This window comes from Fictibacillus sp. b24, from assembly GCF_030348825.1.
In the GTDB taxonomy this organism is placed as follows: domain Bacteria; phylum Bacillota; class Bacilli; order Bacillales; family Fictibacillaceae; genus Fictibacillus.
This window is the reverse complement of record NZ_JAUCES010000005.1, coordinates 1,667,963-1,694,810: the sequence shown is the minus strand read 5'-3', so window position 1 is coordinate 1,694,810 and position 26,848 is coordinate 1,667,963. Positions and strand designations below refer to the sequence as shown.

Sequence of the window (26,848 nt, the reverse complement as noted above, 5' to 3'; positions counted from 1 at the left end):
TCATCGTCAGTATACACCTTTGTATAAACAATGAGAAGAGAAATTTAGTGATTTTCGCCTAAAAAGTAAACGCTTTCTTAAGTCACGAACTGTTAAGAAAATATCTAATTTTCTGCCAATATACCTATAAAGCTTGTCTCTTGAATATTTTAAGTTTTCCCCGCCTGAAATATCAGGCGGGGAAATGATCAGACTTATTTCTTTAAAGATAGTTCGATCAATTTTTCAATCATGGATGGGTAATCCATACCTATTTCATTAGCAGCATCCGGAAACAGACTTGTCGGTGTCATACCTGGCAGCGTGTTTACTTCTAAAATGACAGGTTCTGATCCATCGTGAGGCACGATAAAATCAACACGTGAATAAACTTCACACCCAAGCACCTCATGAGCAAGAACAGCCCGTTTTTGCAATAGCGCTGTTGTTTTTTCGTCAAGTCGTGCAGGAACATAGTGGATACTACCACCTTCTGCGTATTTTGATTCATAATCATAATACGCATTTTTCGGTTCGATCTCGACAACAGGAAGAGCTTTATACTTACCGTGTTCCCCCATCACCGCAACGGTAACCTCTTTTCCACTTACAAATTGTTCTACAAGGATCGTATCATCATGTAAAAATGCTTCTGAGATTCCTTTCAGCAGTTCTTCATGATTTTGAGCGATCGTAAGCCCAATCGTAGATCCTTCTCTGTTTGGTTTAACAACTGCCGGAAAATCAAATGACAGTTCTAATTGATTCTCATCGTATGACTTGCGATAAAGAACTTTCTCTTTTGCAATATTGATACCAGCATCTTTAAAGAACTGCTTAGATTTTGCTTTATCCATAGCGATACCTGATGCTAATGCACCTGACCCTACGTAAGGGATCTCTAGCATATCTAAAAGCCCTTGTAATCTGCCGTCTTCACCAAATTTGCCATGAAGTCCTAGAAAGACAACATCTGCTTCTAGATCTAGCAGTTCATTTAGCCGCGAAGGATGGAAATCAATCCCCGTTACCTGATGCCCTTTGCTTTCAAGCGCAGAGATGATTTGTTTTCCTGTTGATAATGATACTTCGCGTTCAGCAGATACACCGCCGTATAAGACTGCAATTTTCATTTTAATGGTCACTCCTAGCCCAAAAGTTTTATGTATTTATTATATTCCCTGCCGTCATAACGGTTCAGAGGATGAAAAAATATTAATAATCATAACACGTTTACTCTCTAAATTCACAATGATATATACATGATAAAAATATATTCTGCCATCTGCTGATAAATGGATTGATTTAAAACAAGTACCTATCGATGGAGACTCAAAGTTTGTAAAAACAGCCTTTAAGAACAAAACTTTAAACGACGGCCATTAGATAAAAGTCAAAATAAATAAGGACGCAAAAATTTGCGCCCTCTCTTTTTCACTTGAAATAACGGTACAGTTCACTTATTGCCTCTGTTTTCATCAACTGTTTCCCATACTCAATCACTCTGTAGCTTGTAATTGTAGAGGAGCTGCCGAACTCAGCAAGAAGAGCTATGAATAGATCAAGGTCTACTGGTTTGACCTCATCTTCTTCAAACTTTAAGTAAAAGTGATTATTAAAAGAATACAGACTTCCACCCTTAATCTCTAGAGAGTGAAGACGTTTTGCGAGCAAAATAACATCTTCAAAAGATGAAAACTCATAAAAAATCTCATCGTTCTCATCTAAGGTAACCTGCATTTCTATATAATCTTCATCATATTCTTCTTCAAGTTCATACTCATTGATTCCTTTAGTAACAATAACAACCATACCTTGAGCTGGAAGTGAAAAGACCTCAACCGCAATAGGACCATCAGCTTTAAATCCCACTTCATCATCAGCTTCAGTCATCATATCACGGAAAAGCTGATGCACTTTCGGAATATCCTGCCATATTTCTTCCTTAGAAATACCACGTTCATTCAGGTCATCAAAAGTTAGGAAGATTTTTATCTTGTTATAGGTTAACCGTTCTACCCGCATCTCTGGTCCCCCTTACGATCGGCGCTATTATGTCTTAATCTCAATATATGAGTTTGTAAAAAGTTGGTGATAAACATCCAAGCAAATAATCCCAAAAGTTAATTATTTCTCAGATTCTGAGAAATCCAGTCGTCCCATTCTACTTTGGCACTCCCGATTAGAAAAGAATCATAATCTTCTTGAATATCTAAAGGTAATTGGCTGATAGCCGATCCTCCTACACCGAATGCGGTATTTGGAAACTGTTCTTTCAGTCCGTTTACCCATCTAAGTGTTTTCGTAGAATTATTTACAATCGTACACGAGAAAAACACCATTTTAGGCTCTACTTCTTTTATTACAACCTCAAAATCTTCTTTTGGTATGCCATGACCTAAGTATATAACTTCAAATCCTTTTCTTCTTAAAAACAGTGTAAACATTAGAAGACCCAATTCATGTTCTTCATCTAAGCCACATGCTGCAATTACCTTTGGCAGATAAGGATCGGATGGAAGCCATTGAATAAGTTGTCCAATTTTACTCCTTAAAAAGGATGAAGTAAAATGTTCGTGTGCTACTGTGATTTTCTGTTCTTCCCAAAGGTGTCCTACGCGTACTAATAATGTACCCAAAATATCAATTATGACTTTTTCCAAATTATACATACTAAACGCTTGACTCAAAAGATCGTTTGCTTTTTTTTCTTGAAACGTTAATAGAGCTTCTAATATCATGTTACTCATTTCAGCTGCTCGATCTGTATTTTCAGCTGCAAAAGGAGCCGCTTCTTTATAAAGTTCCCCATTTTGCGCAACATCAACCGCTTGACTGATCGTAAACCCCTGATTCACTTTATTCACTAGCCATTTTAATATGTATACTTGTTCGTCGGTGTATAATCTATGGCCAGCTTCGTTACGTTTAGGCTGAACAATAGAATAGCGTCTTTCCCAAGCTCTTAGTGTACCTGCTTGAATGCCAAGCATCTTAGAAACCGCTTTAATGTTATATTTCCCTTCACTAGGCATCCGTTCTTCCTCCAATAAATAGGTTAAGAAGAGTATATCTAATAAATCATTATACTGTAAACTTTTTACCTTGTAAGTGAAAGTAAATGTGTTTGACTTGGTGCACCTAGCCGCAAAGGCAAATGAGTAGCACCATAACCGTTACTCACTAAAAGAATGTGTGTATCCTCTCTGTACCAGCCACCTTTCTTAGCTATTCCGAAAGGTCCTAAGCGTATTTGACCTCCGTGTGTATGGCCGGAAATAACGAGCTGGATGCTGTGATGCGTTGTAATACTTTTTGATATATCAGGATTATGACTGATTAAGATTCTGCACTGAGACTGGCAATCATGTAATGCATCTTCTAAGGAAGAATAGCCTAAAGATATATCATTTATGCCAACGATTTCTATTTCTTCATTATTTTTTTTTATGCTGAAACTGGTGTTGTCTAGAATTCGAGCTCCCTGTTTAACAATCGTATCCGCAAGCTGTGCAGGTTCTACATCATAATCGTTATTTCCCCACACAAAGAAAACAGGTCCCAATTTTGAGAGCAGCTTTATGTTATCTTCTACCCTGTTCATCGGAACTCCTTTTTCAACAAGATCGCCTCCGATTATGACCAAATCTGCTTTTTTTGCTGCAAGAACAATTTCTTCAGATATTTTTCGTTTATGAACATCCGAAATAAAGAAAATTTTAAAGTTTTCAAAAGATCTCGGGAGCTTGTCAATCTTAACTGAATCAAATATGACACGATTTCGGTGTGCTTCAATATACATATATAGTAACAGGAGAAAAACTGCAGAGATAAATAAATATATAAAGATCATTATGGCCTCCTATAACGAGTCTAAATGATCATATCATACCATTCAAAACCGTCCTATGTGAAAGAATCCACATTAAATTTTTTGAATATTTAAAAAATGTGAGTTGAAAAAATTGTAAATTTGCCTTATGATTAATTTACATGATTAACCAAAATGATAGGAGAGGGAAAACATCATGACATTAACTAAATTAAAAAATAAGTCTCTCGTGACTGACCTAGATTTATCCTATAGTATGCGCCTTGGACTGCCGATCGAAGTTTATTGCCCTGAAAAACATGAAACTTTGGCCTTTGGCAGAATCGATCATTTTTGCGAAATGACAGTGGTTATTCAAGGTCAGCGCCACGATCGAGAATCTTGTTTATTTTTCGGTTGTCCTTGTAAGTAAAACCTTATTTGTGAAGAATATTGATGTTATATTCTTTTTTCATAAACTCAAAAACAACATGCCTCTGATCCCATTGATCCTCATCACTCCACCATTCTTCATTACGATCGATAAAATCTTTTCTGATCGCTTCGAAATCATCGTCAGCTTTTTTGTACTTCTTTTTCATCCAAATCATATAAAAGCTAGAGAAAATAAGAAAACCTGTACAAATCCATACCATTTCATCAGAAAACAATAAAGTTAAAGGATTTGCAAACATTGAGGCTGTGGGAAGTTTATAAAAATAAAGATATACGAAGGTAGCTAGCACAACAAAAATCATAGATAAACCCCATTGATTAATCGCTTTTTTCCATCTGTCTTTCTCTGCTTTTTTGTCCACAAGCTGCGCTAAAACCATACTTGTCAACTCATTGATAAAGGGCTTTATCTTCCAGTGATTCAATGCATTCATACGCATAACCTCCTGTAAAATAACTATGCCTATACAAGCAGATTCATGCTTTTTAATAAAAGGTTGTCTTCGCATACCAAGTTAGGAAAATAAAAAGCCAAATGCATCAATCCTTCAGAAAAGAACCTTTATAAGAAGTATTCTAAATACAGACAAAAAAAAGATAAAATAAAGACCGTCAGTTTTTCTGACGGTCTTTATTGTTCGATCTCCACTTGCTCGATCCCCTTTTTATCTTCACTATGTACAGGGATATATATATCTTTGGACCACAATTTATAAGTTAAGGTAATTCCAATCAAAAGTATAAATGCACATAAAAGAAGACGTGTAGCCAAAAATGTTGTTTTCCTTTTTACACTTTTGGCTTCTTTCTGCTTTTTTTGACTGTCCCTTCTTTTCCCGTGGACCTCACTCCTAGATGGCAAAGATTGAGTCTTTTGATTACCGTCAATTTGGCTATCGACCACTTTTTCCCTTAAGTTTTCTGCTTGATCATTCGTCATCCTGGTCCACACTCCATATCTCGCTGTCTTTGTTTTTGTTTTTGCTATGTCTGGCAATCCAGCAACCTGATATAAAATCAATTAAAAAATGTGCGAAAAAAGGAACCCAAATGTTTTCTGCCCATTCATATAGCATACCTAGCCAAAAACTAAGACCCGTAACTATGCTAAATAGAATGGGTTTTTTTATATATCTAACATGCAAAAACGCGAAAATAATACTTGTTAAAGTAAGGCCAATTAATGGTTGAAGAACTCCTCTAAATAACCATTCTTCAGAAAAAGCGATAATTCCTGTCAGAATTAGAATATGAGGATAAGAAAGTGAACTGAATATTTTTTCATTAATTCCGCCGTCATCTAAAGCATCAGAATGAAGCCGTTTTTTTAACTGTATTGATAAAAAAGGGAATAACAAACCTGTTCCTACAGCCACGGTCCACTCATTAGCAGAAAGAGAAAGCTTGTTAAAGTCCCAAGGAAAAGGAACATTAAATAGAAATGCTGCGCCTAATGCTGCTGCTATAAATAAACTCTGTGAAAGATAAACATTCATTATAAGCTCTTTATGTGTGATCTGATCGATCCAGTTGTTTTTTACAGGTTTGCTCATCCTTAATTGTACACTTCCTGTCTGAATAGTCGTTTTAGTTCATCTTCCCATCGTTCATATGAAGTGTTTAGTTGGTCATGATTTCCATAAAAGCAAGAGATTTCAGCTTTACAGTTGCTGCAGCACAAGTCAGTTTCTTCAGTTTCGTCTTCACCAAAATAATCCAGCAGTCCCTTTCGTTTGCAATCGATACTGTTTAACCACGTTTCAATCATTTGCAAAGATTTTACCTTTTCGGTTTTTCTTTGTTCGATTTTCTTTTTCAGTCTCAACTTTAACGATGCTTTTTCCTCGGTTGAAATGTCTGATCTGTTCAAAAGTCCATTTTTATTTAAGTGATATTCCATAAAGCGGTGGGCAGTTTCTGACAGCCCAGCCATTTGCAACTTTTCTGAAAAAGTATGTTGGTCCAGATGCTCGTAATCTGAAAATAAATAATCGACCTGTGTAGCATCAGGCAGTTCTTGATCAATAAAATGATACGGAATTTCAAGATCAGCAGGATGAAATAGCAGAATTGCTGCAGATTGTTTTGAATCCCTGCCCGCCCTTCCAATCTCTTGTATATAACCCTCAATTGTAGACGGGGTGTGAAAATGAATAACATAACGAATATCAGCTTTATTTATGCCCATTCCAAATGCATTTGTACAAACAATTAAATTCAACTGAGATTGAAGAAACTGCTTTTGAACAAGCAGCCTTTCATCGGGATCCATACCGCCATGATAATAAGAGACATCTTTCACTCCACGATCTTGCAATAGCATAACAAGCTGTTCGGCAGCATTCCTCGTATTTGTATATATAATTCCAGGTCCTTTTAATTTTTCTACAAGTTTCATAGCCCGCTCAAATTTTTGTTCATATTCATCAAAATACTCAACAAAGATAGATATGTTAGGACGATTCACACTATGAACATGTATCTTAGCATCATGCATGTCCAAATGCTGTAAAATATCGTTTCGGACCTTTGGTGTAGCCGTGGCCGTTAGAGCGAGACAAGTAGGATTTCCCATCTCCTTTTTCATAAGAGCCAAGTCTAAATAAAAGGGACGGAACTCATGACCCCACTGTGAGATACAGTGTGCCTCATCAACTACAAACAATGACCATTTTACCGACAATAATATGGAGCGAATAAAAGGGTTTTGGATAATCTCAGGGCTCACAAACACAAATTGGTAGTTTTTAATTTGTTTTAAGATTACTTGCTTCTCACCGTAATTTAAGAAACTGTTCAGAGCAACTGTTCTTTTAAAGCCCGTCTGTTTAAACTGATCTACTTGGTCTTGCATCAGAGATACGAGTGGGGATACAACGAGCGCCCTACCTTTTAATAGATGAGCTGCCATCTGATAAATTAGTGTTTTCCCTGTCCCTGTTGGCAGCATACCTAAAACATCGTGCCCTTCAAGCAGGTCCGATATGATCTCTCTTTGTCCAGGTCTAAACTTTGAAAAGTCATATAGTTCTTTAAGCGCTGCTTCCAGTTGCATGTTTTCCACCTTCTTTTGCCAATACCAGCCTTATCTGCAAATACGAAAGATGAGGAAATGCATCTTTAAACGGCCGGAGTTTATTTTCTTTCGTTGTATTGTAAAACTTCTTTATGCTCTGAATCTCTTCCTCATTAACATATGGATGAATGGAGAAGTCGGAAATCTCGCGAGCGAACTCCACAAGGTGATCTTCAATTGTACTGGCCTTAATGTTCCTCATTTCCATTATCTCTTGAAGTGTCTTTCCCTTGTTCAGCATTTCGTAAGTATGAGAAGCAGATTTTGTAAGTGCTGGAACGTCAGACAAGGAACAAAATAAAGAATGGAAGACGGGATATTGCTGTTTCTTCTCAGCAGCATTTTGAATAAATGCGTGCAGTACAGATCGGAAACGAAGAATCGCTTCTCTTTCACTGATGCCTGTTTCTCGTGCAGCTTGTTCAAAGGTATTTCCGATACGATTATAACCGGACAGCTTCCTTACAAAAATATCTGCACTTAGAGGGTCATGGATCAAGAGCAATCGCGACATCTCATGATATAAAGATTCAGCTTTTTCTTTTCTTTCTGTTTCAGATCTTGGAAATAAACTTTTAACTTTTTGAACGGCCAGGTGGTCTCTAACGATTGGGGAGTAATCTACATTGTCATATAGAGAGTTTGAGAGTGCTTGCACATATAAAGTTAGAATATGCCAGCAAGCAGACTCAATAGATGCATATTTTAAGCCGTTCAAATTATTTAAGAATGAAAGTCTTTCTTTTTCTTTTAAAAGGACTTGTTCCCCTGTTTTTGTGACCACGTATTCTTGGTCTCCATTTGAAACTATCCATTTTTCATTCAAAAGAATCTCTATTGTTTCTGTATATGCCGTATTCGTTATACCTTTTAATGCAGCGTAATAGTGTTCAATCCCAAACCATTGACTATCAGACAAAGACTGAGAGGTTTTCTTTCCTGTAACAATATAATAAATGCCTGAACCTTTTCGGCTGCCATTTACTTTATGAAATATATCTAATAAAACGACATGACAAATATCCATACTAAATCACCACACGATATCATATAATCTATCTTATCAGATTTAAGGAAATTTAAGAGTAAAAGTGTTATATTTTGAGGAAGGATGGGAATAAAAGATATGATGAGGTTATTAATTTTCTATTGAAAAGTAGAGGGATACTTATTACAATATGATTAGTAGACCCTTAATTTAAAATGGTTAAATATGTAAGCGGGTATTTTTTCAATTCCTTAGGAGGTATTCACTATGCCAAAGTATACGATTGTTGACAAAGAAACTTGTATCGCATGTGGAGCATGCGGAGCTGCAGCACCAGACATTTACGATTATGACGACGAAGGAATTGCGTTTGTAACTCTAGACGATAACCAAGGAATCGTTGAAATTCCGGATGTATTGTTAGAAGATATGCAAGACGCTTTTGAAGGCTGTCCTACAGACTCCATTAAAGTTTCTGAAGAGCCTTTTGATGGTGATGCATTAAAATACGAATAGTACCAAGTTTTCACCAAACCCTCTTTTCAGAGGGTTTTTTCTTTATTTTATTAAGGATGATTCTCATTGTCAATTAGTTTTCTAATAATGAAACCGCTATCATAAAAATCGTAGTTGTACCCTTCTTCAGAATGTGTTAAATTATCAAAATATTGATACTACTTATACAAAAATCAAGGGGTGGAACTGTGACAGCAACCATATTAGTATGTGATGGAATTACGAGCGATGGAGTTGAACCATTAGTAAAGCTTGAAGGCGTAGAACTTATCTTTGGAAAGCTAGAAGATTTCGAGCAACCTGAAAACATTCATGGCATCATGGTAAGAAGTGCAACGAAGATCACTGAAGCAGTCTTAGAAAAATTGCCTGAACTTCGGATTGTTGCTCGTGCTGGTGTGGGTGTTGATAACATCGATATTAATGCTGCTACTAAAAGGGGTGTTCTTGTCGTTAACGCACCTGAAGGAAACACCATTTCAACGGCTGAACACACTTGGGCAATGATGATGTCTTTAGTACGCAATATCCCCCAGGCTAATCAATCGGTTAAACAAGGTGAATGGAATCGTAAGAAGTATACCGGTCAAGAATTATACCAAAAAACACTCGGGATAATTGGTATGGGACGAATTGGTTCAGAACTTGCAAAGCGTGCGAAAAGCTTTTCCATGAATGTCCTTGTTTTTGATCCTTATTTTTCTGCTGAGAAGCAAAAAGAGCTATCTGTTACTTCCGTTGACCTTGACACACTTATTCAACAAAGTGACATTATGACCGTTCATACCCCACTTACAAAGGATACCCGTAAACTATTAAATTATGAGAATTTAAAACATGCAAAAAAAGGTGCATTTGTTCTAAACTGCGCACGTGGAGGCATCATTGACGAAGAAGCACTTCTCCATTATTTAGATAACGGTCACCTTTCTGGCTGTGCACTGGATGTGTTTGAACAAGAACCCCCAGTAAGCCGTTCATTGATTGATCATCCTAATGTCATTGTAACTCCGCATATTGCAGCTTCAACTGTACAGGCACAGAAAAATGTGGCATACATGGCAAGTGATGAAATTAGATCCTATCTCTTAAATCAGCCATTAAAACACGCTGTGAATTTCCCATCACTATCTAAAGACACCTATGAAAAACTGATTGCTTATTATGATTTTTCCAACCTTCTTGGTTCGTTTACAACTCAATTTTTCAAAGAACCTGTTTCAGAGATTTCTATAGGCTACGGAGGATCATTATCAGAAACTGATACGACTTCACTCACACGCAGCTTTCTTTGCGGATTTTTAAAAACGAGACTTGACCGGCCGGTTAACGATGTTAACAGTATGGTAGCAGCGAAAGAACAAGGCATAGTGGTTGGAGAAAAACATGGAACAGCTGACCATGGTTATCCAAACATCATTCATGTAAAAGTAACTGGCGTCAACAAGATATTTACGCTTTCTGCAACACTCGTTAAAGGGTTCGGCGGCCGTATTATTCAGCTAAACGGCTACACGGTAGACTTTGTTCCTCAAGGTTCACTTTTGTACATTGAACACAGAGACACTCCAGGAATCATCGGAAAAGTCGGGGCATTTTTAGGTGAAAGAAACATTAACATCGCTACGATGCACGTTGGAAGAAAATCAGCTGGCGGAGAAGCGATGATGGTTTTAACATTTGACACCCAGCTGCCGGAATCTACTCAAAAAGAGCTTGCAAGTATTGAAGATCTTCTTGTTTGTAAACCGTTAGACTTGTAAGTATAAAAGACAGGCTGTTTTCGTAAACTTTGTTGCTCATGAAAGTGGTTGATTTCCGTTTCAGATGCTCCCTTTCCGCGGGGCAGGTGGTGAGCCACATTCGTACGTTTCACTTTTAAGTGTCTCACCTGCCCGCCTGTCCCGCAGGAGTCTCGCATCTTACACTCCAATCAACAATCTTAGAAGACAACATTTGAAAGCAACAACCTTTTAGAAAAAAGTGTTTAGAAAAGAGCCAATAGAAAAAAGCTCTGCATTGAAATCATTCTAAAGCAGAGCTTTTTTGAGTTTTTGATTACGTTTTAAGAGTTTTACTTACCCTAATTCTACTTCTTTCCTCTCTCCGCCTCTAAACGTCATGAGTTTCGTGTATCCCGTCTCTTTGGCTAGCGTAATGGATGCTTCATAGTTTTCTCCAACCTGATGAGGTTCGTGAGCGTCTGACGAAAGTACGATCGGAATTCCTTTCTTGTAACAGAGTGAAAGGAGTTCGGGTTCAGGATACAGCCTCCCAACCGGTTTCCGAAGTCCAGCAGACGAGATCTCTACACATGTCTTTGAACGGCTTAAAGCATCTGTAACACGGTCATACTGTTCATATAAGAATTCTTGATCGGCAGGAACATAGTTAAAGATCTTCACAAGATCAAGATGCCCCACGATATCAAATAAGTTACTTTCAGCAAGCGTAACGATCTGATCATAATATACACGATACGTTTCATAGAGATCACGACGATCCCATTCTTTTCGGTACTCTGCCAAATCTATTCCAAAATCGTCTACCCAGTGAACAGATCCGATCACATAATCAAACGGATAAGATTTGATGAACGCAGCCATTTCCTCATGACTGCCTGGTGTATAGTCCATCTCAATAGACATTCTTACGTCCATTCCAAGTTGATCAGCTTGTTTAAACAAGTTCACATAATCGTCCATCTTGTAATAGCGTCTTTCTTCCATCCATGGTTTTGATACAATGTTCTTTGTTTCATAAAAATGATAAGCGTGTTCTGAAATTCCAAACTCTTGTATCCCTTTTTCTCTTGCTGTGTCTACAAATTGCTTTAGATAGTCGATTGTTAAAGTGCCTTTTTCCAGATGAGAATGGTAATCCGTTAACATATTAATCTCCTTTTTAAAAACGTTTTACCATATGTATCATGAATATCTGTTTCAATCAAGAGTTTATGCTCCTAATTTAACTCCAATAAATAATACGCTAAGGCACATCATTAAAAACATCACTGCAAAAAAACGGTTTAAATAGTCTCTCATTTTGTCCTCCTTTAGAAAAGTTAAATCAACTTTATCATCCTATTCAAATAAGACTTATTTTGAACCATTTTTTTGCAGAAAAAAAAGCTCCCTATTCAAAGGCAGCTTTCTTGTTCATATCTTTATTAATTTGATGCTCCATTACGTAAAGAAGCGGTTTATAAAGTACTACAAAGAATACCACATTTCCAATCGCATGATTAAGGTCAAACGGCAGCCCAGCTATATAATATGGCCAAAATTTTTGCATGATAATTCCGCCCATTATAACCGACATGATGAAACCGAATAAAAATCCGCAGAAACCAGCATATAAAGGTAAAATCATCCACGGTATGTTGTGACGGTATCGACCTATCAGGCCGCTCATCACGGCAATAAGACCCCAAGCAATCATCTGACCGAACGACCATAAGCCGTGGCCTAAAACTAGGTTTGTGGTTAGTGTACTCAAGATAGCAAGCAGCAGTCCGTGAATAGGACCTAGTACAAATGATGCCAAAATCAAAATCGTTGTGTTTGGCTGAACGTTTGGTATCATTGCAAACCAGATTCGCCCTACAGTTAAAAGAGCAGCTAACAAAGCAATGATCGTCATTCTTCTAATACTGAGATTATTCATATTTATGGAAGTCGAACTCTAAAGAATCTCCCGGCTTTAAAGTGATTTCCTTTGCGCCTTTCATTGCTTCCTCACCATTCACAGAAAAGAACCATGATGTTTTATCCTTTTCATTTCCCTCAATTCCTTCAATACTGCTTATAAATGCACCATCGAATTGAGTTTTGATATCAAAGTTATCTTGCATCACGTCCATAATTGTTGCACCTTTTGTTAAATCCACTTTCTTCTCTGTTACCTTTTCTTTTCCATTATCTTTAGTGATCTGAACCGTGACTTGTTCTTTTTTTGTTTCCTCTTGTTTTGGCTGATCCGTGTTTTCCTTTACTTCAGTCGTTCCACAGCCAACAAGTATCATGATCATTGTTGTAAATACTAAAAGTAGTTTTTTCATCATTTTACCTCTTTCTTGTCTTGAGTTAAGGTTTTTCTCAAATCATGTTGCTCTTGAAAGAGTTGATATCCGTTTCAGGTGCTTCGCTATCCGCAGGGCGTGCGGTGAGCCTCCTGCCGCAAAGCGCCATTAGGAGTCTCACCTGCCCCGCTCGTCCCGCTGGAGTCTCACACCTTCCTCTACAATCAACTTTTCAATAAAGATTCAGGAAAAAACCCATAAATTTAGTGAATTTACGTATAACTAAAAAAATCCCCTTCGTCTACGAAGGAGATTAATAGTATACAGGCAGAAAACAGCAGCCGGCTCTCCGGCACTGTTAAACACCCCCCTATCCTCGTAGGTCATGTCATGTAACAAACAGGCAGGTCTCCTGGCTCTTGATCATCGTCTCCTATCGCCTTCCCGTATTAACAGTGGCGAAACTATAGGATTCTCACAATTACAGTGGCGGGACCGCAACGGCATTTAACCGTTTTCCCTATTAAGCGTGTCCAATACTGGACTGCACCTGTTTAACACTTATGAATTTTTTGAAAACACAATTCTTATTATAACGTAATGGAGAAATTTGTGAAATCTTTTTTTATATCATTTTTTGTTCCTTATGAAACAAGATTAATCGGGGTGTATTGCTAATTTATTTCAACGTTCGCGGAATAACAAAGGAAAATGTCGTACCTTCATTATTTTTGCTGTGAACGCTGATTTGTCCTCCATGTGCTTCTACGATGTTTCTTGCTATGGCTAATCCTAGACCAGTACCACCGGATTTCCCTCTCGTTCTAGCTTTATCCCCTTTATAAAAACGTTCAAATACAAACGGTAAATCTTCTTCTTTGATCCCAGATCCATTATCGCTCACATAAAACTTAACGTTCTGTTGGCTCACACCAATCGACAGATTTACAAATCCACCTTGTGCCGTATGGCGAATCGCATTATCAATTAAATTGGTTAACACTTGTTCAATTCTATCCGGATCTACTTCTATTTGATCTTGATGGGAGTCCAGGTTACCGTCAATAGAAAGATTTAACTGAATATCTCTGTCTTTGGCAGGTCCTTGGAATTTACGCACGATTCTTTCTGCAAAAGGCACAATCGCAAGAGAGGCGTAGTGAAGTTTCATGTGTCCTGCTTCTAGTCTTGCGAGATCGAGCAGCTCGTTAACAAGCCTGCCCATTCGTTTTGATTCATCTAAAATAATGCCAGCAAGCTCTTTTTTCTCTTCTTCTGATTCTGCGATATCATCTACGATCGCTTCACTATATCCTTGCAGCATAGCAATCGGAGTTTTCAACTCGTGAGAAACATTGGCAACAAAATCTTCTCTTAACTTATCCATTCGGCGTTCTTCCGTCATATCACGAAGTACTGCGACGGCACCTCTAATAAGGGATTGATCATATAATGGTGTCATCACGACTACCCATGAGCGGCCTTGAATCGCAATCTCTGTCATCTGCTCACTCTCAAGTGAGACAACTTGCTGAAAAAGCTGTCTGACAGCTTCAGGAACATTTCCGTTCACTTCAGTCTTCATCCCTGATTCATAATAAAACGCTTGTAAAAAGCGATCGGCAGGAGGATTAGTAACTAAAATGTTCATCTTTCTGTCAAAGGTAATCACACCGTCCGCCATAGAACTTAACACACTTGTCAGCTGTTCTTTTTCTTGATTCAGCGCTGTGATGTTATTTTTCAATTGACGTCCCATACGATTGAACGTCATTCCAAGTTCACCGATTTCATCATGTGTTAAAATCGGCACTTTCATATCAAATTCACCTTTAGCTACAGACGTTGCAGCTTCTCGCATTCTTCTTAACGGCGCCGTAATCCGGGTTGATAGGAAAAACGCAAAAACTGTAGTTAAGATGATAGCTATACCAGCTGCTAAGAAAATCAAATATTTTGTGTGATTGGTTGTCTTTTTCACATTTTCAATCGACTGATAAACATATACTCCACCTTTAGTATTTCCGGCTTCGTACGGTTCCCCATAAATGATCATCGTCTGCTTGGACTCATCATTTTTGTTCACTACAGGAAAATCTCCATTCACGTAGATCTTCTTTCCGTTTTCCGTAACCGTAGAAAGTTTATCGTTTTGATTAAATACGGAAACTGGTATGTACGGTGCATTATCATACAAGTTTTGAGACATGAATGAATCCTGGTTTTCATCAATGATCATGATGGACATAGAATAAGCTTCAGCCATCTCACTCGTAATGCGGATTGCTTCTTCCCTATTCTCATCACTTTCCATAATGAGTACAAGCCGGTCTGCCATCTTAGTTAACTGTTCGCGTGCTTGGCTATCGTAAAACGTTTCAAAGAACTGAGTGAGCAAAATGGTTAATAAGGTTAGTACAACGGAGACTAACAATAAAATCGTTATCCAAAGCTTACCAACTACACTTCTCCAGATCATTCATTTCCCGCCTCAAATTTGTAGCCTACTCCCCAAACGGTTGCAATCATAGAAGCTGCATCAGGAGACACTTTATTTAGTTTTTCACGAAGTCTTTTTACATGTGTATCGACTGTTCTTAGATCACCAAAAAACTCATAATTCCATACATCTTTAAGCAATTGTTCACGTGCGTAGACTTTATCAGGTGTTTTTGCTAAGTAATAAAGCAATTCATACTCTTTAGGAGTTAGATTCACCTCTTTGCCTCCTGCTGTCACACGGTGTGCATCGTGATCAATCGTGAGGTGTTTAAATACCACTACATTTTTAGCCACAGTCTCTGTTTGAAGGAACTTAGTAGGTGAAGATCTTCTTAACAGTGCTTTTACACGTAAGATGACTTCCCTCGGGCTGAAAGGCTTTGCAATATAATCATCCGTGCCTGCTTCAAACCCTTGAATACGGTTAAGTTCTTCGCCTTTTGCTGTTAACATGATGACTGGTGTAGCTTTCTTTTCTCTTAACTTCTCACAAACTTCAATGCCATCCATCCCTGGGAGCATGAGGTCGAGCAAGATAAGATCAAAGTTAATAGATACAGCCATCTGAAGAGCATCCTCACCATTTTCAGCTTCATGCACTTCATAGTTTTCTCGTTCCAGATACATCGTTAATAGTTTGCGAATTCTTTCTTCATCATCAACAACCAGTATTTTAGCTTCTGTATCCATATTCAATCCTCCATATCTAATCATGATAAGCACGTCTTTATATCCTGCTTCTATCATACATGAAACAAAGCGCTGCAAACAAACAGGACACGTATATCTAATCTCTTTTTTCGTAAGCGTTAAACTTTGATGTTATTGGAAGTGATTGTTTTCCGTTCAAGGTGCTCGCTTTCCTTGGTGCAGGCGAAGACAAAAAAATAAAAAGATTTAAAAGCAACAATCCTGTAGAAAACAGCATTTAGAAAAAAGCCTTTCCTAAACATTTTGCTCCCTACAAAAAAGTCCCTCTTATAAAAGAGAGACTCTATTTTAACCTTTAAGCATACGAATGCAATCCGACAAGAACCAGGTTTACTGCAATCAAGTTAAACGTAATAATCCAAAATCCTAAAACGCATAGCCATGCGGACTTTTCGCCGTGCCATCCTCTTGAAAGTCTTAAGTGAAGAAAAGCCGCGTAGAACAAGAACGTAATTAATGCCCAAACTTCTTTAGGATCCCATCCCCAGAATCTCGACCAAGCCTGCTGCGCCCAGATCATCGCAAAGATAAGCGCACCTAGTGTAAAGATGGGAAAACCGATTGCTACCGCTCGATAACTAATCTCATCAAGAAGGTCAGGTTTTATCTTTACTTTAGACTGAAGAGCTGCAGCAATTCTTTTTCTTAAGATCAAGCGAAGCAAGCCATAAAGAACTGCACCGGCTAAAAGAGACCAGATGAATGTATTTAGCTTAACTGATGCCTCTACACCGTTCATCCAAGATGGTGTAGAAAACAAAGGTCCAAACGAGTTATCTAGGTGCTCACCATTACTAGGACCCGCAATAGCAGGCATATCATAGACTACCTTAACAGGCTGATTCTGTTCGTTCATCATCTCGAATGTTGTTTGATAGCCAGCACCTTTAAATCCGATTGAAACAAAAATGAATCCAACTACAGCGATTAAACTATAAAGGATAATTTCCAGCCACAGCGTCTTTTTTGATGCTACAGTTTGGTCTACCGTGCGAATTAAATAAATAAGTCCTGATACGAACGAAATGGCGAGAATTCCTTCTCCTAACGCTGCAGTCGTAACATGGATTTTTAGCCAGTCACTTTGAAGTGCAGGAATAAGGGGAGAAATATCTCTCGGAAACATACTCGCATATGCAATAACAAGAACTGCAACAGGCATTGCAAAAACACCTAAGCCATTCGTACGATAGATTACATATAAAATAATGAACGCAAGCACCATCATCATGCCAAAAAATGTTGTAAACTCAAACAGGTTGCTTACAGGTGCATGTCCACTTGCCATCCATCTTGTTATGAAATAGCCTAATTGAGCTGCAAAACCTATACACGAACTTATAAAACCGATTTTACCCCATTTTTTTGTGTGATTTTCTTCTTTGTTCTTTTTATCTGAAATAGACATTGCAAAAAATAGAGTAGAGAACAAATAAATAATAAATGCACTATATAATAGCGTACTGCTGATTTCAGCCATCATTAACCCTCCTGCTCGAACGGCATTACTTAGAATCAGATTCTTTTTCTTCTAGTGGTGTGAGGTTTGTCTTATTGGACAGGAACTCCACATCTTTTTTCAAGCCATACCAGTTTTTATTCGTATGAGCTGCTGCCCAAACTTCACCTTGATTCTGTTTAATCCAAATTCTTCTATAGTTCCAATACAAACCTTGCGTTACACCAATCATAAAAATAATGCCGCCAAGTGCAATAATCCATAGTGTGTGGTCTTTTCTAACTGTTAGTGCCGTTAAATCTTTCGTTTCAATACCCGCAAACGACATTTTGAACTGGTTTTCACCAGAATCTATATTTTTTTGAATACCTACAAACGCTTTTTCTCCTTCAGGTACCTTTGGAGAGTACATTGAAAAAACAAATGCTGGATTATCAGGCAAATTATTGACCGTAGAAGGCTGTTTTTGTTCGTTTAAAATAAAATTAGGAAAGTATTCTTCAATTTTAACTTTGTATCCATTTCCTAAATCATACTCGGTTTCTGGATCATGAAGATCAACCGTTAACTTGCCAAACTTTTTTCCTGTTGCCTTTTCTTCAAGTTCAAAGCTCATCTTGTAAAACTCATTTAATTTAAAATCCGTTTGATAGAGTGCAAAAGAATCAAATTTAAACGGTTCATTTACTCGGATCTCGCCGTCTTTTACTTTTACAAGTTCAGGGGCTGCTCCCGCGGTATGATTTTCTTTTGTCTTATAAAGCGTTACGTTGCTTTGATAGTTCTTAGCAACTTCTCCATCAACGGAACTAAGTGCACTATTAAACTTCTTTTCTTGTTTATCATACATCTCAAGAATAAATTCATTGTTCTCAAGGTAATACTGACCTTCATCACTGGCAGTACCTGGGATGGAAGCTTTTTCTCCCTCTCTCACCCACAAAATGTCGTCAACATACATGCCTGGAAAGAATCGAAGCATCGCACCTGTTAAAAAGATAATTAACCCAACATGGTTAACATAGGCACCCCAACGAGAAAATCGTCCTTTCTCAGCGAATAAGTTCCCATTTTCCTCACTTACTTTATAGCGAAGAGATTCGAGCGTATATTTGATTTCTTCAAGTTCAACATCATGGCTTTTTGAAAACAAACGCTGCTTCTTCATAAATTGGTCATGTCTTGTAACTCTTTGTGTCTTTAACGCTTTATAAAGCGGAATTCCACGATCAAGACTGGCAATAATAATAGAAAGTCCTAACATTCCTAATAAAAGAATAAACCACCAAGAACCATAAAGATTGTGAAACCCAAGCAGATAATAGATCAAACCTAGTGTTCCGTATTCGCTTTCATAATGGGTAGCAGGATCAACATTAGGAGGAATAAACGTTTCCTGTGGAAAGATTGTCCCGATTGCTGCAGCTACTAATATGATAACAATTAACCAAACCCCTACTTTTACAGACGAAAAGAAGTTCCATACCCGATCAACAAATGTTTGTTTATACGTTTGAGATCGTCTGGCGCTTCCTTCATACCTCATGCTTGATAAAACTTCAACATCTTGCTGCAGCGGTTTTCCGCATGCTTGGCAAAGACTAGTTCCGTATGGGTTGGAGTGGCCGCATTCACATGTTATCGATTGCATCTTATCACCCCGTTACGGCTTTATTTTTTCCATAAAGGAAATAATTTTTTTTTCTGATAATGACTCACTCGTCCGTTCGACCACTTTACCGTTCTTATCAATAAGAATAGTCGTTGGAATCGGTCCAATCCCATAAGCCTTTGTTACTTCTCTCTGTTTATCCATTGGAATAGGAAATGATAAGCGATATCGATCCGCAAAATTTTTAACAGGAACGTTTGTCTCACTAACGTTAACCGCAAGTATTTCTACGCCTTGCTCTTTATATTTTTCATATTGCCTTTGCATATACGGCATCTCGCGTTCACAAGGTTTGCACCATGTGCCCCAGAAATTTAAGAATACACCTTTTCCACGGTAATCTTTCAGTTCTACTTTTTCGCCATTTAGATCGGTAAGTACAAAATTAGGAGCCGAATCCCCTTTGCTTATGTATGTACCTGACTCTTCATTCATACTGTTGTAAATGGTATAACCGATTGCAACAACTAAAATGGCAAGCAAAGCAGAACGAAACCATAATCTGTTTTTTTTCAAGTCCATCCGCTCCTTTAAGCCGCTTCCATTTTACTATAACTTGAAAAAAAAGCCTATCTACGGCTTTTTTTTGACGTTTGTGTGACAGCGAGATTTCTCAGCTGCTTTATTTCATGTGGTGTTAATTCTCTAAAATCTCCAGGATTAAGCCCTTTAAGATCTAAAAAGCCGTACCTTTCACGTTTCAATTTCATTACAGGAGTGCCAATTGCTTCTAACATACGCTTAACTTGACGGTTTTTACCTTCATGTATGATCAGTTCCACAATAGCCGTTCCTTTTTTCTTATCAATAGACATTACTTTCACTCTTGCAGGGGCAGTCATTCCATCCTCTAATCGAATGCCTCTTTCAAGCTGCTTAATCTTTTCTCTTGGCGGAATGCCTTTTACTTTTGCAATGTACACTTTATCAAGCTGGTAACGCGGATGCATTAGTACGTTTGCAAATTCTCCGTCATTCGTCATAATGATCGCACCCGTTGTATCATAATCTAATCTTCCAACAGGAAATACACGCTGTTCAATGATGTCCTTAAAATAATCAGCGACTACTTTTCTTCCTTTATCGTCAGAAACGGCTGTAATCACACCAGAAGGTTTATACATCAAAAAATAAACGGGCTGTTCCCGTTGAATTTGAATTTCATTCACTTCAATCTTATCTTTTGTGCCCACTTTTGTGCCGAGCTCGGTCACTACATTTCCGTTCACTTTCACTTTGCCCTCACGAATTAGCTCCTCAGCTTTTCTTCTGGAAGTAATTCCGCTTTGAGCAATCACTTTTTGCAATCGTTCCATGATTTCACCTCATGTCTCATCATACCTTCATTATTCGTAATTCTCAACCTCAGTAAACGTAAAAAAGAGCCATAACGGCTCTTTTTTGTCGAATTATGAATAAAACAATAGAGAGATCACAGCGATAGAGGCTAAAAATCCGATCAGATCAGCTAATAATCCTACTTTTAATGCGTATTTCATCTTTTTAATACCTACCGCTCCAAAATAGACGGTCAATACATAAAACGTTGTATCCGTACTTCCTTGTATCGTAGAAGCGAGTCTTCCGATAAACGAATCAGGACCGTGTGTTGCGATTAAATCTGATGTCATCCCAAGAGCGCCTGTCCCTGAGATTGTCCTCATAAGCCCGAGCGGAACAACTTCTGCTGGAATATGAAACAATGAAAATAAGGGACGCATCGCCATCATGACATAATCCAAAGCTCCTGAAGCACGAAAAACAGAAATGGCAACAAGCATGCCAACTAAGAACGGAATAATGTTTATGGCGATTGAAAAACCTTCTTTACCTCCTTCTACAAACGTTTCATAAGTCGGAACTTTTTTATAAGTGCCATATAATAATATAAAACCGATTAAAAGCGGAATAAACCATATCGAAAACGATTGAACGAAGGACATCTATTTCCCTCCTTTTGGCAAGGAGCGGTAATAATAATATCTATCTATTAATATAGCACCGACCGTAGAAATTGCAGTTGCAATTAAAGTTGGAGCTACAATATCAGTTGGAGACTGTGAGTTGTAACTCATCCTTATTGCGATAATGGTTGTTGGAATGAGTGTAATGGATGATGTATTGATCGCAAGCAGCGTAATCATAGATCGGCTTGCTTCGTTTTTCCCGCCATTTAAAATCTTTAACTGTTCCATCGCTTTGATTCCCATTGGTGTTGCTGCGTTCCCGAGTCCAAGTAGATTCGCTGCCATATTGGAGAGAATATAACCTTGTGCCGGGTGATCTTTTGGAATATCAGGGAAAAGTCTTTTAACAATAGGACGAAAAAGAATAGCCAGCACATCCAGCAAGCCGCCTTTTTCAGCGATTTTCATAATGCCCAGCCAAAACACAAGAATACTGATCATCCCAAAACTGAGCGTAACGGCTTCTTTGGCACTCGTGAAAATGGCTTCGTTCACTTTATCCATTGTTCCGTTTATTCCAGCAACAATAAAACCGATCACCATCATTCCAACCCAAATATAATTCACCATAGGCGGTTTTGCTCCTTGGCAACAAAGAACAGCTTGTTCAGCATGTTCTTAAAAGATGACCAAAGGCTGTCTTGATCAGGTTTAATCAGGGTTTTTCCATCATAATAGAGCGGAAGATCAGCAATTCTCGTGTCCTTTAAGTCTATGAAATAGCGGCCAACAGGTTTAGGAACCTTTTCTTCTTCCCACTTCCCTGATTTCGGAAGCTTATATAAGTCGATGGAAGAAGAGATCTGTTTAATCTCTTCTTTTAACAATGGGTATGAAAATGTTCTTGCAGCCTCAACTTTACCTTTATAACCTTTATCTTTAATGCTCGAGATCTTACCTTCTTTAATTAGCTCTGTCATTTTAAATGAATGGAATCCCCACTCAAATAAATTGCGGTGATCTTCCCAATCGTCAGGATCGTTAAGTGTTACGGCAATCAGTTCCATGCCGTCCTTTTCAGCAGTTGAAACTAATGTCCTTTTCGCACGCTTTGTGTATCCTGTTTTGCCGCCAGTGGATTTGCTGTACAGTTTCAACATCTTGTTTTTGTTTCTCCATACTCTGTCCCATTTTTCACCGGTTTGTTCTGACCGGTAAACTTTTGTAGAAGAAACGTCCTTAAAGGTATCATTGTTCATCGCATATTTAGTCAGTAATGCCATATCATATGCGGTTGAATAATGATCTTCATGTGTATCAAGTCCATGAGGATTTCTAAAACGAGTATGTTTCATCCCAATCTCTTCCGCTTTTTGGTTCATCATATATGAAAAACCTTCTAAACTTCCGCCGACATGTTCAGCGATCGCAACCGCGGAGTCGTTTCCAGAGCGAAGCATCAACCCATAAACTAAGTCTTCGAGAGGGATTTTTTCACCTGGCTTTAAATAAAGTGAAGATCCTTCAGTTCGTGCTGCATGTTCTGTGATCGTAACTGTGTCGTGCATCTTCCCTGATTCTATCGCGATGATTGCAGTCATGATCTTTGTAATGCTCGCTATTCTCATCGGACGGTGTTCATTTCGCCCATACAGCACTCTTCCTGATGACTGTTCCATCAACACAGCAGCCTTTGCTGATACACCAGGTTCAGCTTTGGCTTGTTGCGGGAATACAGCAAAGATAAGCGTACATATAACAACGAGAAGTAATGGTTTTATAGTTTGTTTCATTTATAATCCCGCCCTTTAGGTGTTTTGTAAAAGTTTATGCAATCAAGGACAGGTTATGAATGGGATTTACTTCCGCAATCATTGACTAGGGAAGAAACGCTGTTTTTGACCGTGGCTGTTTTCGTAGTCTGTCAGTTCCATCAGTGCTTTTTCTTCAACAGGTATTCGCACTCTTAACATTAAAATATTTAATATTGTAAACAGAATCGCTGTATAATAAGCACCAAAAATTAGAGGAATAACTAAAAGCTCAAGAGAGACAACTGTATAATTCGGATGTCTCATAAACCGATATGGGCCTTTCGCTACCACTTTCGCTCCAGGAAGCAGCAATATCTTCGTATTCCAGTACACACCAAGAGATGATATTGCCCAAATCCGAATGACTTGAGCGATAAGAAACAGCACAAAAGGAATCAGCCACCAACTAGGCGGTTTTGCGTTTAGGAGATATACTTCTGAAAAGAAAGCTACAAAAAAGGACACATGCATCAAGACCATCCATTTATAATGGTCTTTTCCTGCTTCCACCGCTCCTTTATTTCGAAGTTTCTGTTCATTTGATTTTGCAATTCTAACTTCAGCCAGTCTTTGAATCACGAGAAAACTCCAAAAAAGAAGAAACCACACGATTTACTTCCTCCATTCCACTAATAGAAGTTCAGAGGAAAAACCAGGACCTAGTGCTGCCATTACTCCCAGATCTCCATCTTGCTTTTCTGTTTCCATAAACTTTTTTAACACGTAGAACACAGTTGCTGATGACATATTTCCATTTGTCATTAATACATCTCTTGAAATATCTGTTTTAGATAATGGAATTCCTAAAGCATCAACATAAGCTTCAAGTACTTTTTTTCCGCCAGGATGCGCAATAAAATGTTTAATTTGTTCACCAACAAGTTGATTTCTCTCCAAAAACTCGTCTACATTGGGTTTTAACCATGTTCGGATTACATTTGGAATATCTCTTGAAAACACAACATACAGTCCCGTATCTTTTACTTCCCACCCCATCACGTCTTCAGAATGCGGCTTTAAAGTAGACATCGTATCTTTTATATATGGTTTTACTTTTAACGACATACCCGTTTCAGATTCATCACCACAGATTAGTGCGCACGCAACACCATCAGCAAACAAAGATGTTCCAACTAAGTTACTCTTGGATAAATCTTCGTGCTGAAAGGTTAATGAGCATAGCTCAACACTTAATACAAGTACGTTGGACTTCGGATAAGCTTTGCAATAATCATAGGCTCTTGAAAAACCAGCTGCTCCACCAGCACAGCCTAACCCCCAAATGGGAATCCTTTTTGTATGAGATGAAAATGGAAGTATATTCATTATCCTTGCTTCAATACTTGGAGTAGAAAGTCCGGAACTCGATATAAAAAAAATAGCGTCAATATTTTCATATGATACGTTGAGGTTCTGATCTGACATGCACTTTTCTATACATTCTGCTCCTAGATTGGTGGCAAAATCTATGTATAAATCATTTTTCTCTTGAAAACTTCTTTTTTTCTTAAACCAATCGATAGGCATCGCAAAGTAACGAGACTCGATTTCACCATTTTGAAAAACCTTTAATAATCGCTCAATGTCTGAGAAAGCATCCTGAAATAAGTTTCTTGCAAATTCCATCGTTTCATCTTGGGAAAGTTTGTGTGGGGGATTTATCGTTTCGACTGCTGCTATTCTTGGCAAGTGATCTCTCTCCTTCTGCTGCATTTCCTTTTTTAGTAATTTACCCTTAAACAGCCTTTTAAAACGGAGACTTTTTTTAGAAGGATGATTCCGCTAACCTATGTTCTTTAAGGTAGTTGAATTCAGTATTTGTAATACTTCAAACCACTTCAACAGCAACAGTCTTTTAGAAAGGCTGTTTTCATATTCATTGTTGCTTTTGAAAGTAGTTGGTTTCCGTTCCAGGTGCTCGCTTTCCGCGGGGCAGGCGGTGAGCCACATTCCTACGTTTCACTCTTAAGTGTCTCACCTGCCCGCCTGTCCCGCAGGAGTCTCGCACCTTCCACTCCATTCAACTGTTCAAGGATGACAATAAAAAAGAAGCAACAAAATAAAAAAACAGCCAAAAAAATAATGGCTGTCCTACTTAGCTATTTTCCTTAACGCGTTCAGATGAGGTCTTAATATTCCTTCGTTAGAATGAACAAAAAGATTCCTAAATTCATCATAGTCGTTTATATAAACTCGTTTCCGCTTTAAATATGCGTGATTGCTGCTCAACGCAACAAGTGAAGCAATCTCACGTATTTTGTAAGTATCCAAGTATTCTTTCCAGAAGTCATGCTGCGTTAATTCCTCTTGAAGTTTTTCTTCAAAATATCGCACATAAAGCAGGTGAAAAGTTTGTGTTTTTCCGTTCAATTCATAAGTAGCTTCTGAACGGTTGAAAAAATCCTCTGATGTATTCGGCTTTTCTTTTTCTAACTCAATACCCTCAATATGCTGAATCAACAATGCATAACTCCCCCTTACTGATCTTCAGTAGTTAGTGATTCCTGAAACTTTGAAAAGAACAAGTCTGCTTCCTGTTCAACACTTTCTTCCTTTATGTTCTCAGGCAGCGGTGGCAGCTCCTTAATGTTCTGCAGACCAAAATGCTCTAGAAATGCTTTGGTTGTTCCATAAAGGATCGCTCTACCGGTACCCTCAGCTCTTCCAACTTCTTTTACAAGTCCTTTTGCAGATAATGTCTGTAAAGGCTTTTCTGTTTTTACACCTCTTACTTCTTCAATCTCAGACCTCGTAATCGGCTGTTTATAAGCAATGATTGCAAGTGTTTCAAGAGCAGCCTGTGAAAGTGTTGAATGTCCTGGTGTTTCGACAAGCCTTTCATAATAGACAGCATGATCCGGCTTTGTTACAAATTGAAGAGATCCCGCATATTCCACAATAGACATCCCTCTGTCTGATGACGAATAACTCTCCTTCAATTCTTCAATGATGGGATCCAAATCTTTGCTATCAATCTCCAGTACTTGAGCGATCTGTTTTCTATCAATTCCTTCGTCTCCACTGACAAAAAGCAAACCCTCGACAACTGCTTTTATTTCATTTCGTTCCAAATCGTATTACTCCTCTAACATCGTTATATATATTTCACTAAAATGATCTTGCTGTTCACAATTGATGGTTTTCACCTTCATTAGTTCTAAAATCGCAAGAAACGTAACAACCACGTGCTCTTTTGTACTTTTATCAAACAGCTCTGTAAACTTTTTTCGTCCTCCTACTGAAACAAGTGAACTTTTTATTTGTTCCATCCTTGTTTCGATAGGAATCTCTTGACGTTCAATCGTCGTTTGTCTCGGAGCACGGGTAACCTTCTCTTGAAAGACTTTTTGCATCGCCTGCAGCATATCATAAAGGGTTACATTCGTGACTTGTTTGGCAGTTTCTTCTTTTTCAAACTGACTCAAATCAAGCGGCTGTCTCGTATAGACTAAACTTCTTGCGGATTCTCTTTCTTTTAGCTCATCTGCAGCATGTTTATACTTTCTATACTCTACTAGCCTTCTAACAAGCTCATCTCTCGGATCTTCTTCCATCTCAAGTTCCATCTGGTTTTCAAACAGTTCTTCCTCATGCTTTGGCAGCAGCATCTTACTCTTAATCGCTAGCAGTGTAGCTGCCATCACTAAAAATTCACTTGCCACATCCAGTTTTAGTTCTTTCATCGTATGTATATATTGAAGGTATTGCTCAGTGATAATGGCTACTGGAATATCATAAATATCCACTTCGTAGGTTTGTATTAAATGAAGCAATAAATCAAGCGGACCTTCAAATCCATCAAGCTTCACACTATATTGCATAACATTTCCCCAGTTTTATCAGCGTTTTTGTATTATAAAATTATATCATATTTTGTTCGTGTCGCGGTTTGTTTTTATTCACACGGTGCATGTGGTAAACTTAAAATCGAGCTTA

At 38.1% G+C, this 26,848-nt stretch carries 31 protein-coding genes and 1 riboswitch; of the genes, 3 read left to right on the top strand and 28 right to left on the bottom strand.

From position 1 onward, the window contains the following. Positions 1-194 precede the first annotated feature (194 nt). From QUF49_RS08755 to QUF49_RS08740, 4 genes are all read right to left on the bottom strand, one after another. Positions 195-1,112: a D-alanine--D-alanine ligase family protein gene (locus tag QUF49_RS08755; protein ID WP_289495288.1), complete on the bottom strand. Its 918-nt coding sequence runs from the start codon at positions 1,110-1,112 to the stop codon at positions 195-197. Positions 1,113-1,413: 301 nt separating this feature from the next. Further along, a complete protein-coding gene (locus QUF49_RS08750) occupies positions 1,414-2,004 on the bottom strand; it encodes a genetic competence negative regulator (RefSeq protein WP_289495287.1) in 591 nt (196 codons plus the stop codon). Between the two features lie 98 nt (positions 2,005-2,102). After that, entirely contained in the window at positions 2,103-3,014 is a 912-nt protein-coding gene (locus QUF49_RS08745) for a MerR family transcriptional regulator (RefSeq protein ID WP_289495286.1), read from the bottom strand. A 65-nt stretch (positions 3,015-3,079) separates the two neighbouring features. Beyond that, positions 3,080-3,832: a metallophosphoesterase gene (locus QUF49_RS08740; RefSeq protein ID WP_289495284.1), complete on the bottom strand. Its 753-nt coding sequence runs from the start codon at positions 3,830-3,832 to the stop codon at positions 3,080-3,082. Positions 3,833-4,007: 175 nt separating this feature from the next. Here QUF49_RS08740 and QUF49_RS08735 point away from each other — a divergent pair, with 175 nt between their 5' ends. Further along, complete coding sequence (locus tag QUF49_RS08735; protein ID WP_289495283.1) at positions 4,008-4,223, top strand: hypothetical protein; 216 nt, start codon at positions 4,008-4,010, stop codon at positions 4,221-4,223. 4 nt (positions 4,224-4,227) lie between these two features. Here QUF49_RS08735 and QUF49_RS08730 read toward each other — a convergent pair whose 3' ends face one another. The 5 genes from QUF49_RS08730 to QUF49_RS08710 all read right to left on the bottom strand — a co-directional run bounded on the left by QUF49_RS08730 (position 4,228) and on the right by QUF49_RS08710 (position 8,349). Beyond that, positions 4,228-4,680: a DUF2663 family protein gene (locus QUF49_RS08730; protein ID WP_289495282.1), complete on the bottom strand. Its 453-nt coding sequence runs from the start codon at positions 4,678-4,680 to the stop codon at positions 4,228-4,230. A gap of 197 nt (positions 4,681-4,877) precedes the next feature. Further along, positions 4,878-5,186 (bottom strand): hypothetical protein, encoded by a 309-nt coding sequence (locus QUF49_RS08725; RefSeq protein ID WP_289495281.1) that lies wholly within the window; start codon positions 5,184-5,186, stop codon positions 4,878-4,880. Next, positions 5,176-5,799 (bottom strand): CPBP family intramembrane glutamic endopeptidase, encoded by a 624-nt coding sequence (locus QUF49_RS08720; protein WP_289495280.1) that lies wholly within the window; start codon positions 5,797-5,799, stop codon positions 5,176-5,178. The genes QUF49_RS08725 and QUF49_RS08720 overlap by 11 nt, the downstream gene beginning before the upstream one ends. A gap of 2 nt (positions 5,800-5,801) precedes the next feature. Further along, entirely contained in the window at positions 5,802-7,301 is a 1,500-nt protein-coding gene (locus tag QUF49_RS08715) for a RecQ family ATP-dependent DNA helicase (RefSeq protein WP_289495279.1), read from the bottom strand. Beyond that, positions 7,279-8,349, bottom strand: a complete 1,071-nt coding sequence (locus tag QUF49_RS08710) for a helix-turn-helix domain-containing protein (RefSeq protein WP_289495278.1) — start codon at positions 8,347-8,349, stop codon at positions 7,279-7,281. The genes QUF49_RS08715 and QUF49_RS08710 overlap by 23 nt, the downstream gene beginning before the upstream one ends. A 228-nt stretch (positions 8,350-8,577) precedes the next feature. Here QUF49_RS08710 and QUF49_RS08705 point away from each other — a divergent pair, with 228 nt between their 5' ends. Beyond that, positions 8,578-8,826 (top strand): ferredoxin, encoded by a 249-nt coding sequence (locus QUF49_RS08705; RefSeq protein WP_289495277.1) that lies wholly within the window; start codon positions 8,578-8,580, stop codon positions 8,824-8,826. A gap of 188 nt (positions 8,827-9,014) precedes the next feature. Continuing rightward, positions 9,015-10,589: a phosphoglycerate dehydrogenase gene (gene serA, locus QUF49_RS08700; protein ID WP_289495276.1), complete on the top strand. Its 1,575-nt coding sequence runs from the start codon at positions 9,015-9,017 to the stop codon at positions 10,587-10,589. Here the strand turns inward: serA and QUF49_RS08695 are convergent. From QUF49_RS08695 to QUF49_RS08605, 19 genes are all read right to left on the bottom strand, one after another. After that, positions 10,532-10,747, bottom strand: coding sequence for a hypothetical protein (locus QUF49_RS08695; protein ID WP_289495275.1), 216 nt, complete (start codon positions 10,745-10,747; stop codon positions 10,532-10,534). The genes serA and QUF49_RS08695 overlap by 58 nt on opposite strands. A gap of 157 nt (positions 10,748-10,904) precedes the next feature. Beyond that, positions 10,905-11,717, bottom strand: coding sequence for a histidinol-phosphatase (locus tag QUF49_RS08690; protein WP_289495274.1), 813 nt, complete (start codon positions 11,715-11,717; stop codon positions 10,905-10,907). A 244-nt stretch (positions 11,718-11,961) separates the two neighbouring features. Continuing rightward, entirely contained in the window at positions 11,962-12,492 is a 531-nt protein-coding gene (locus QUF49_RS08685; protein WP_289495273.1) for an ECF transporter S component, read from the bottom strand. Continuing rightward, the gene (locus QUF49_RS08680; protein WP_289495272.1) at positions 12,485-12,886 is read right to left on the bottom strand and encodes a DUF4430 domain-containing protein; all 402 of its coding nucleotides are present in this window, start codon (positions 12,884-12,886) and stop codon (positions 12,485-12,487) included. The genes QUF49_RS08685 and QUF49_RS08680 overlap by 8 nt, the downstream gene beginning before the upstream one ends. Before the next feature lie 346 nt (positions 12,887-13,232). Beyond that, positions 13,233-13,416, bottom strand: a riboswitch (cobalamin riboswitch). 110 nt (positions 13,417-13,526) lie between these two features. Further along, on the bottom strand, positions 13,527-15,326 hold the full coding sequence (locus QUF49_RS08675) for an ATP-binding protein (RefSeq protein WP_289495271.1): 1,800 nt from the start codon (positions 15,324-15,326) through the stop codon (positions 13,527-13,529). Further along, a complete protein-coding gene (locus tag QUF49_RS08670; RefSeq protein ID WP_066241957.1) occupies positions 15,323-16,039 on the bottom strand; it encodes a response regulator transcription factor in 717 nt (238 codons plus the stop codon). Before QUF49_RS08670 ends, QUF49_RS08675 begins: the two co-directional genes overlap by 4 nt. Before the next feature lie 316 nt (positions 16,040-16,355). Continuing rightward, positions 16,356-17,540, bottom strand: coding sequence for a c-type cytochrome biogenesis protein CcsB (gene ccsB, locus QUF49_RS08665; protein WP_289495270.1), 1,185 nt, complete (start codon positions 17,538-17,540; stop codon positions 16,356-16,358). 25 nt (positions 17,541-17,565) lie between these two features. Further along, positions 17,566-19,170, bottom strand: coding sequence for a cytochrome c biogenesis protein ResB (gene resB, locus QUF49_RS08660; RefSeq protein ID WP_289495269.1), 1,605 nt, complete (start codon positions 19,168-19,170; stop codon positions 17,566-17,568). Between the two features lie 12 nt (positions 19,171-19,182). Next, positions 19,183-19,713, bottom strand: a complete 531-nt coding sequence (gene resA, locus QUF49_RS08655) for a thiol-disulfide oxidoreductase ResA (RefSeq protein WP_289495268.1) — start codon at positions 19,711-19,713, stop codon at positions 19,183-19,185. Between the two features lie 47 nt (positions 19,714-19,760). Then, entirely contained in the window at positions 19,761-20,507 is a 747-nt protein-coding gene (locus tag QUF49_RS08650) for a pseudouridine synthase (RefSeq protein ID WP_289495267.1), read from the bottom strand. 93 nt (positions 20,508-20,600) lie between these two features. Further along, positions 20,601-21,134, bottom strand: a complete 534-nt coding sequence (locus QUF49_RS08645) for a spore maturation protein (protein WP_289495266.1) — start codon at positions 21,132-21,134, stop codon at positions 20,601-20,603. Next, positions 21,135-21,728 carry a nucleoside recognition domain-containing protein gene (locus QUF49_RS08640; protein WP_289495265.1) on the bottom strand — a complete coding sequence of 198 codons (594 nt, stop codon included), beginning with the start codon at positions 21,726-21,728 and terminating at the stop codon, positions 21,135-21,137. Next, a complete protein-coding gene (locus QUF49_RS08635; RefSeq protein ID WP_289495264.1) occupies positions 21,722-22,891 on the bottom strand; it encodes a D-alanyl-D-alanine carboxypeptidase family protein in 1,170 nt (389 codons plus the stop codon). Before QUF49_RS08635 ends, QUF49_RS08640 begins: the two co-directional genes overlap by 7 nt. Before the next feature lie 78 nt (positions 22,892-22,969). Continuing rightward, a complete protein-coding gene (locus QUF49_RS08630; RefSeq protein WP_289495263.1) occupies positions 22,970-23,491 on the bottom strand; it encodes an isoprenylcysteine carboxyl methyltransferase family protein in 522 nt (173 codons plus the stop codon). Between the two features lie 33 nt (positions 23,492-23,524). Then, positions 23,525-24,601: a type III polyketide synthase gene (locus QUF49_RS08625; protein ID WP_289495262.1), complete on the bottom strand. Its 1,077-nt coding sequence runs from the start codon at positions 24,599-24,601 to the stop codon at positions 23,525-23,527. A gap of 187 nt (positions 24,602-24,788) precedes the next feature. Next, positions 24,789-24,920 (bottom strand): hypothetical protein, encoded by a 132-nt coding sequence (locus tag QUF49_RS08620; protein WP_289495261.1) that lies wholly within the window; start codon positions 24,918-24,920, stop codon positions 24,789-24,791. An 83-nt stretch (positions 24,921-25,003) separates the two neighbouring features. Further along, complete coding sequence (locus tag QUF49_RS08615; RefSeq protein WP_289495260.1) at positions 25,004-25,375, bottom strand: hypothetical protein; 372 nt, start codon at positions 25,373-25,375, stop codon at positions 25,004-25,006. A 14-nt stretch (positions 25,376-25,389) separates the two neighbouring features. Further along, positions 25,390-25,983, bottom strand: a complete 594-nt coding sequence (gene scpB / locus QUF49_RS08610) for an SMC-Scp complex subunit ScpB (protein WP_289495259.1) — start codon at positions 25,981-25,983, stop codon at positions 25,390-25,392. A 6-nt stretch (positions 25,984-25,989) separates the two neighbouring features. After that, entirely contained in the window at positions 25,990-26,733 is a 744-nt protein-coding gene (locus QUF49_RS08605; protein WP_289495258.1) for a segregation/condensation protein A, read from the bottom strand. Positions 26,734-26,848 lie beyond the last annotated feature (115 nt).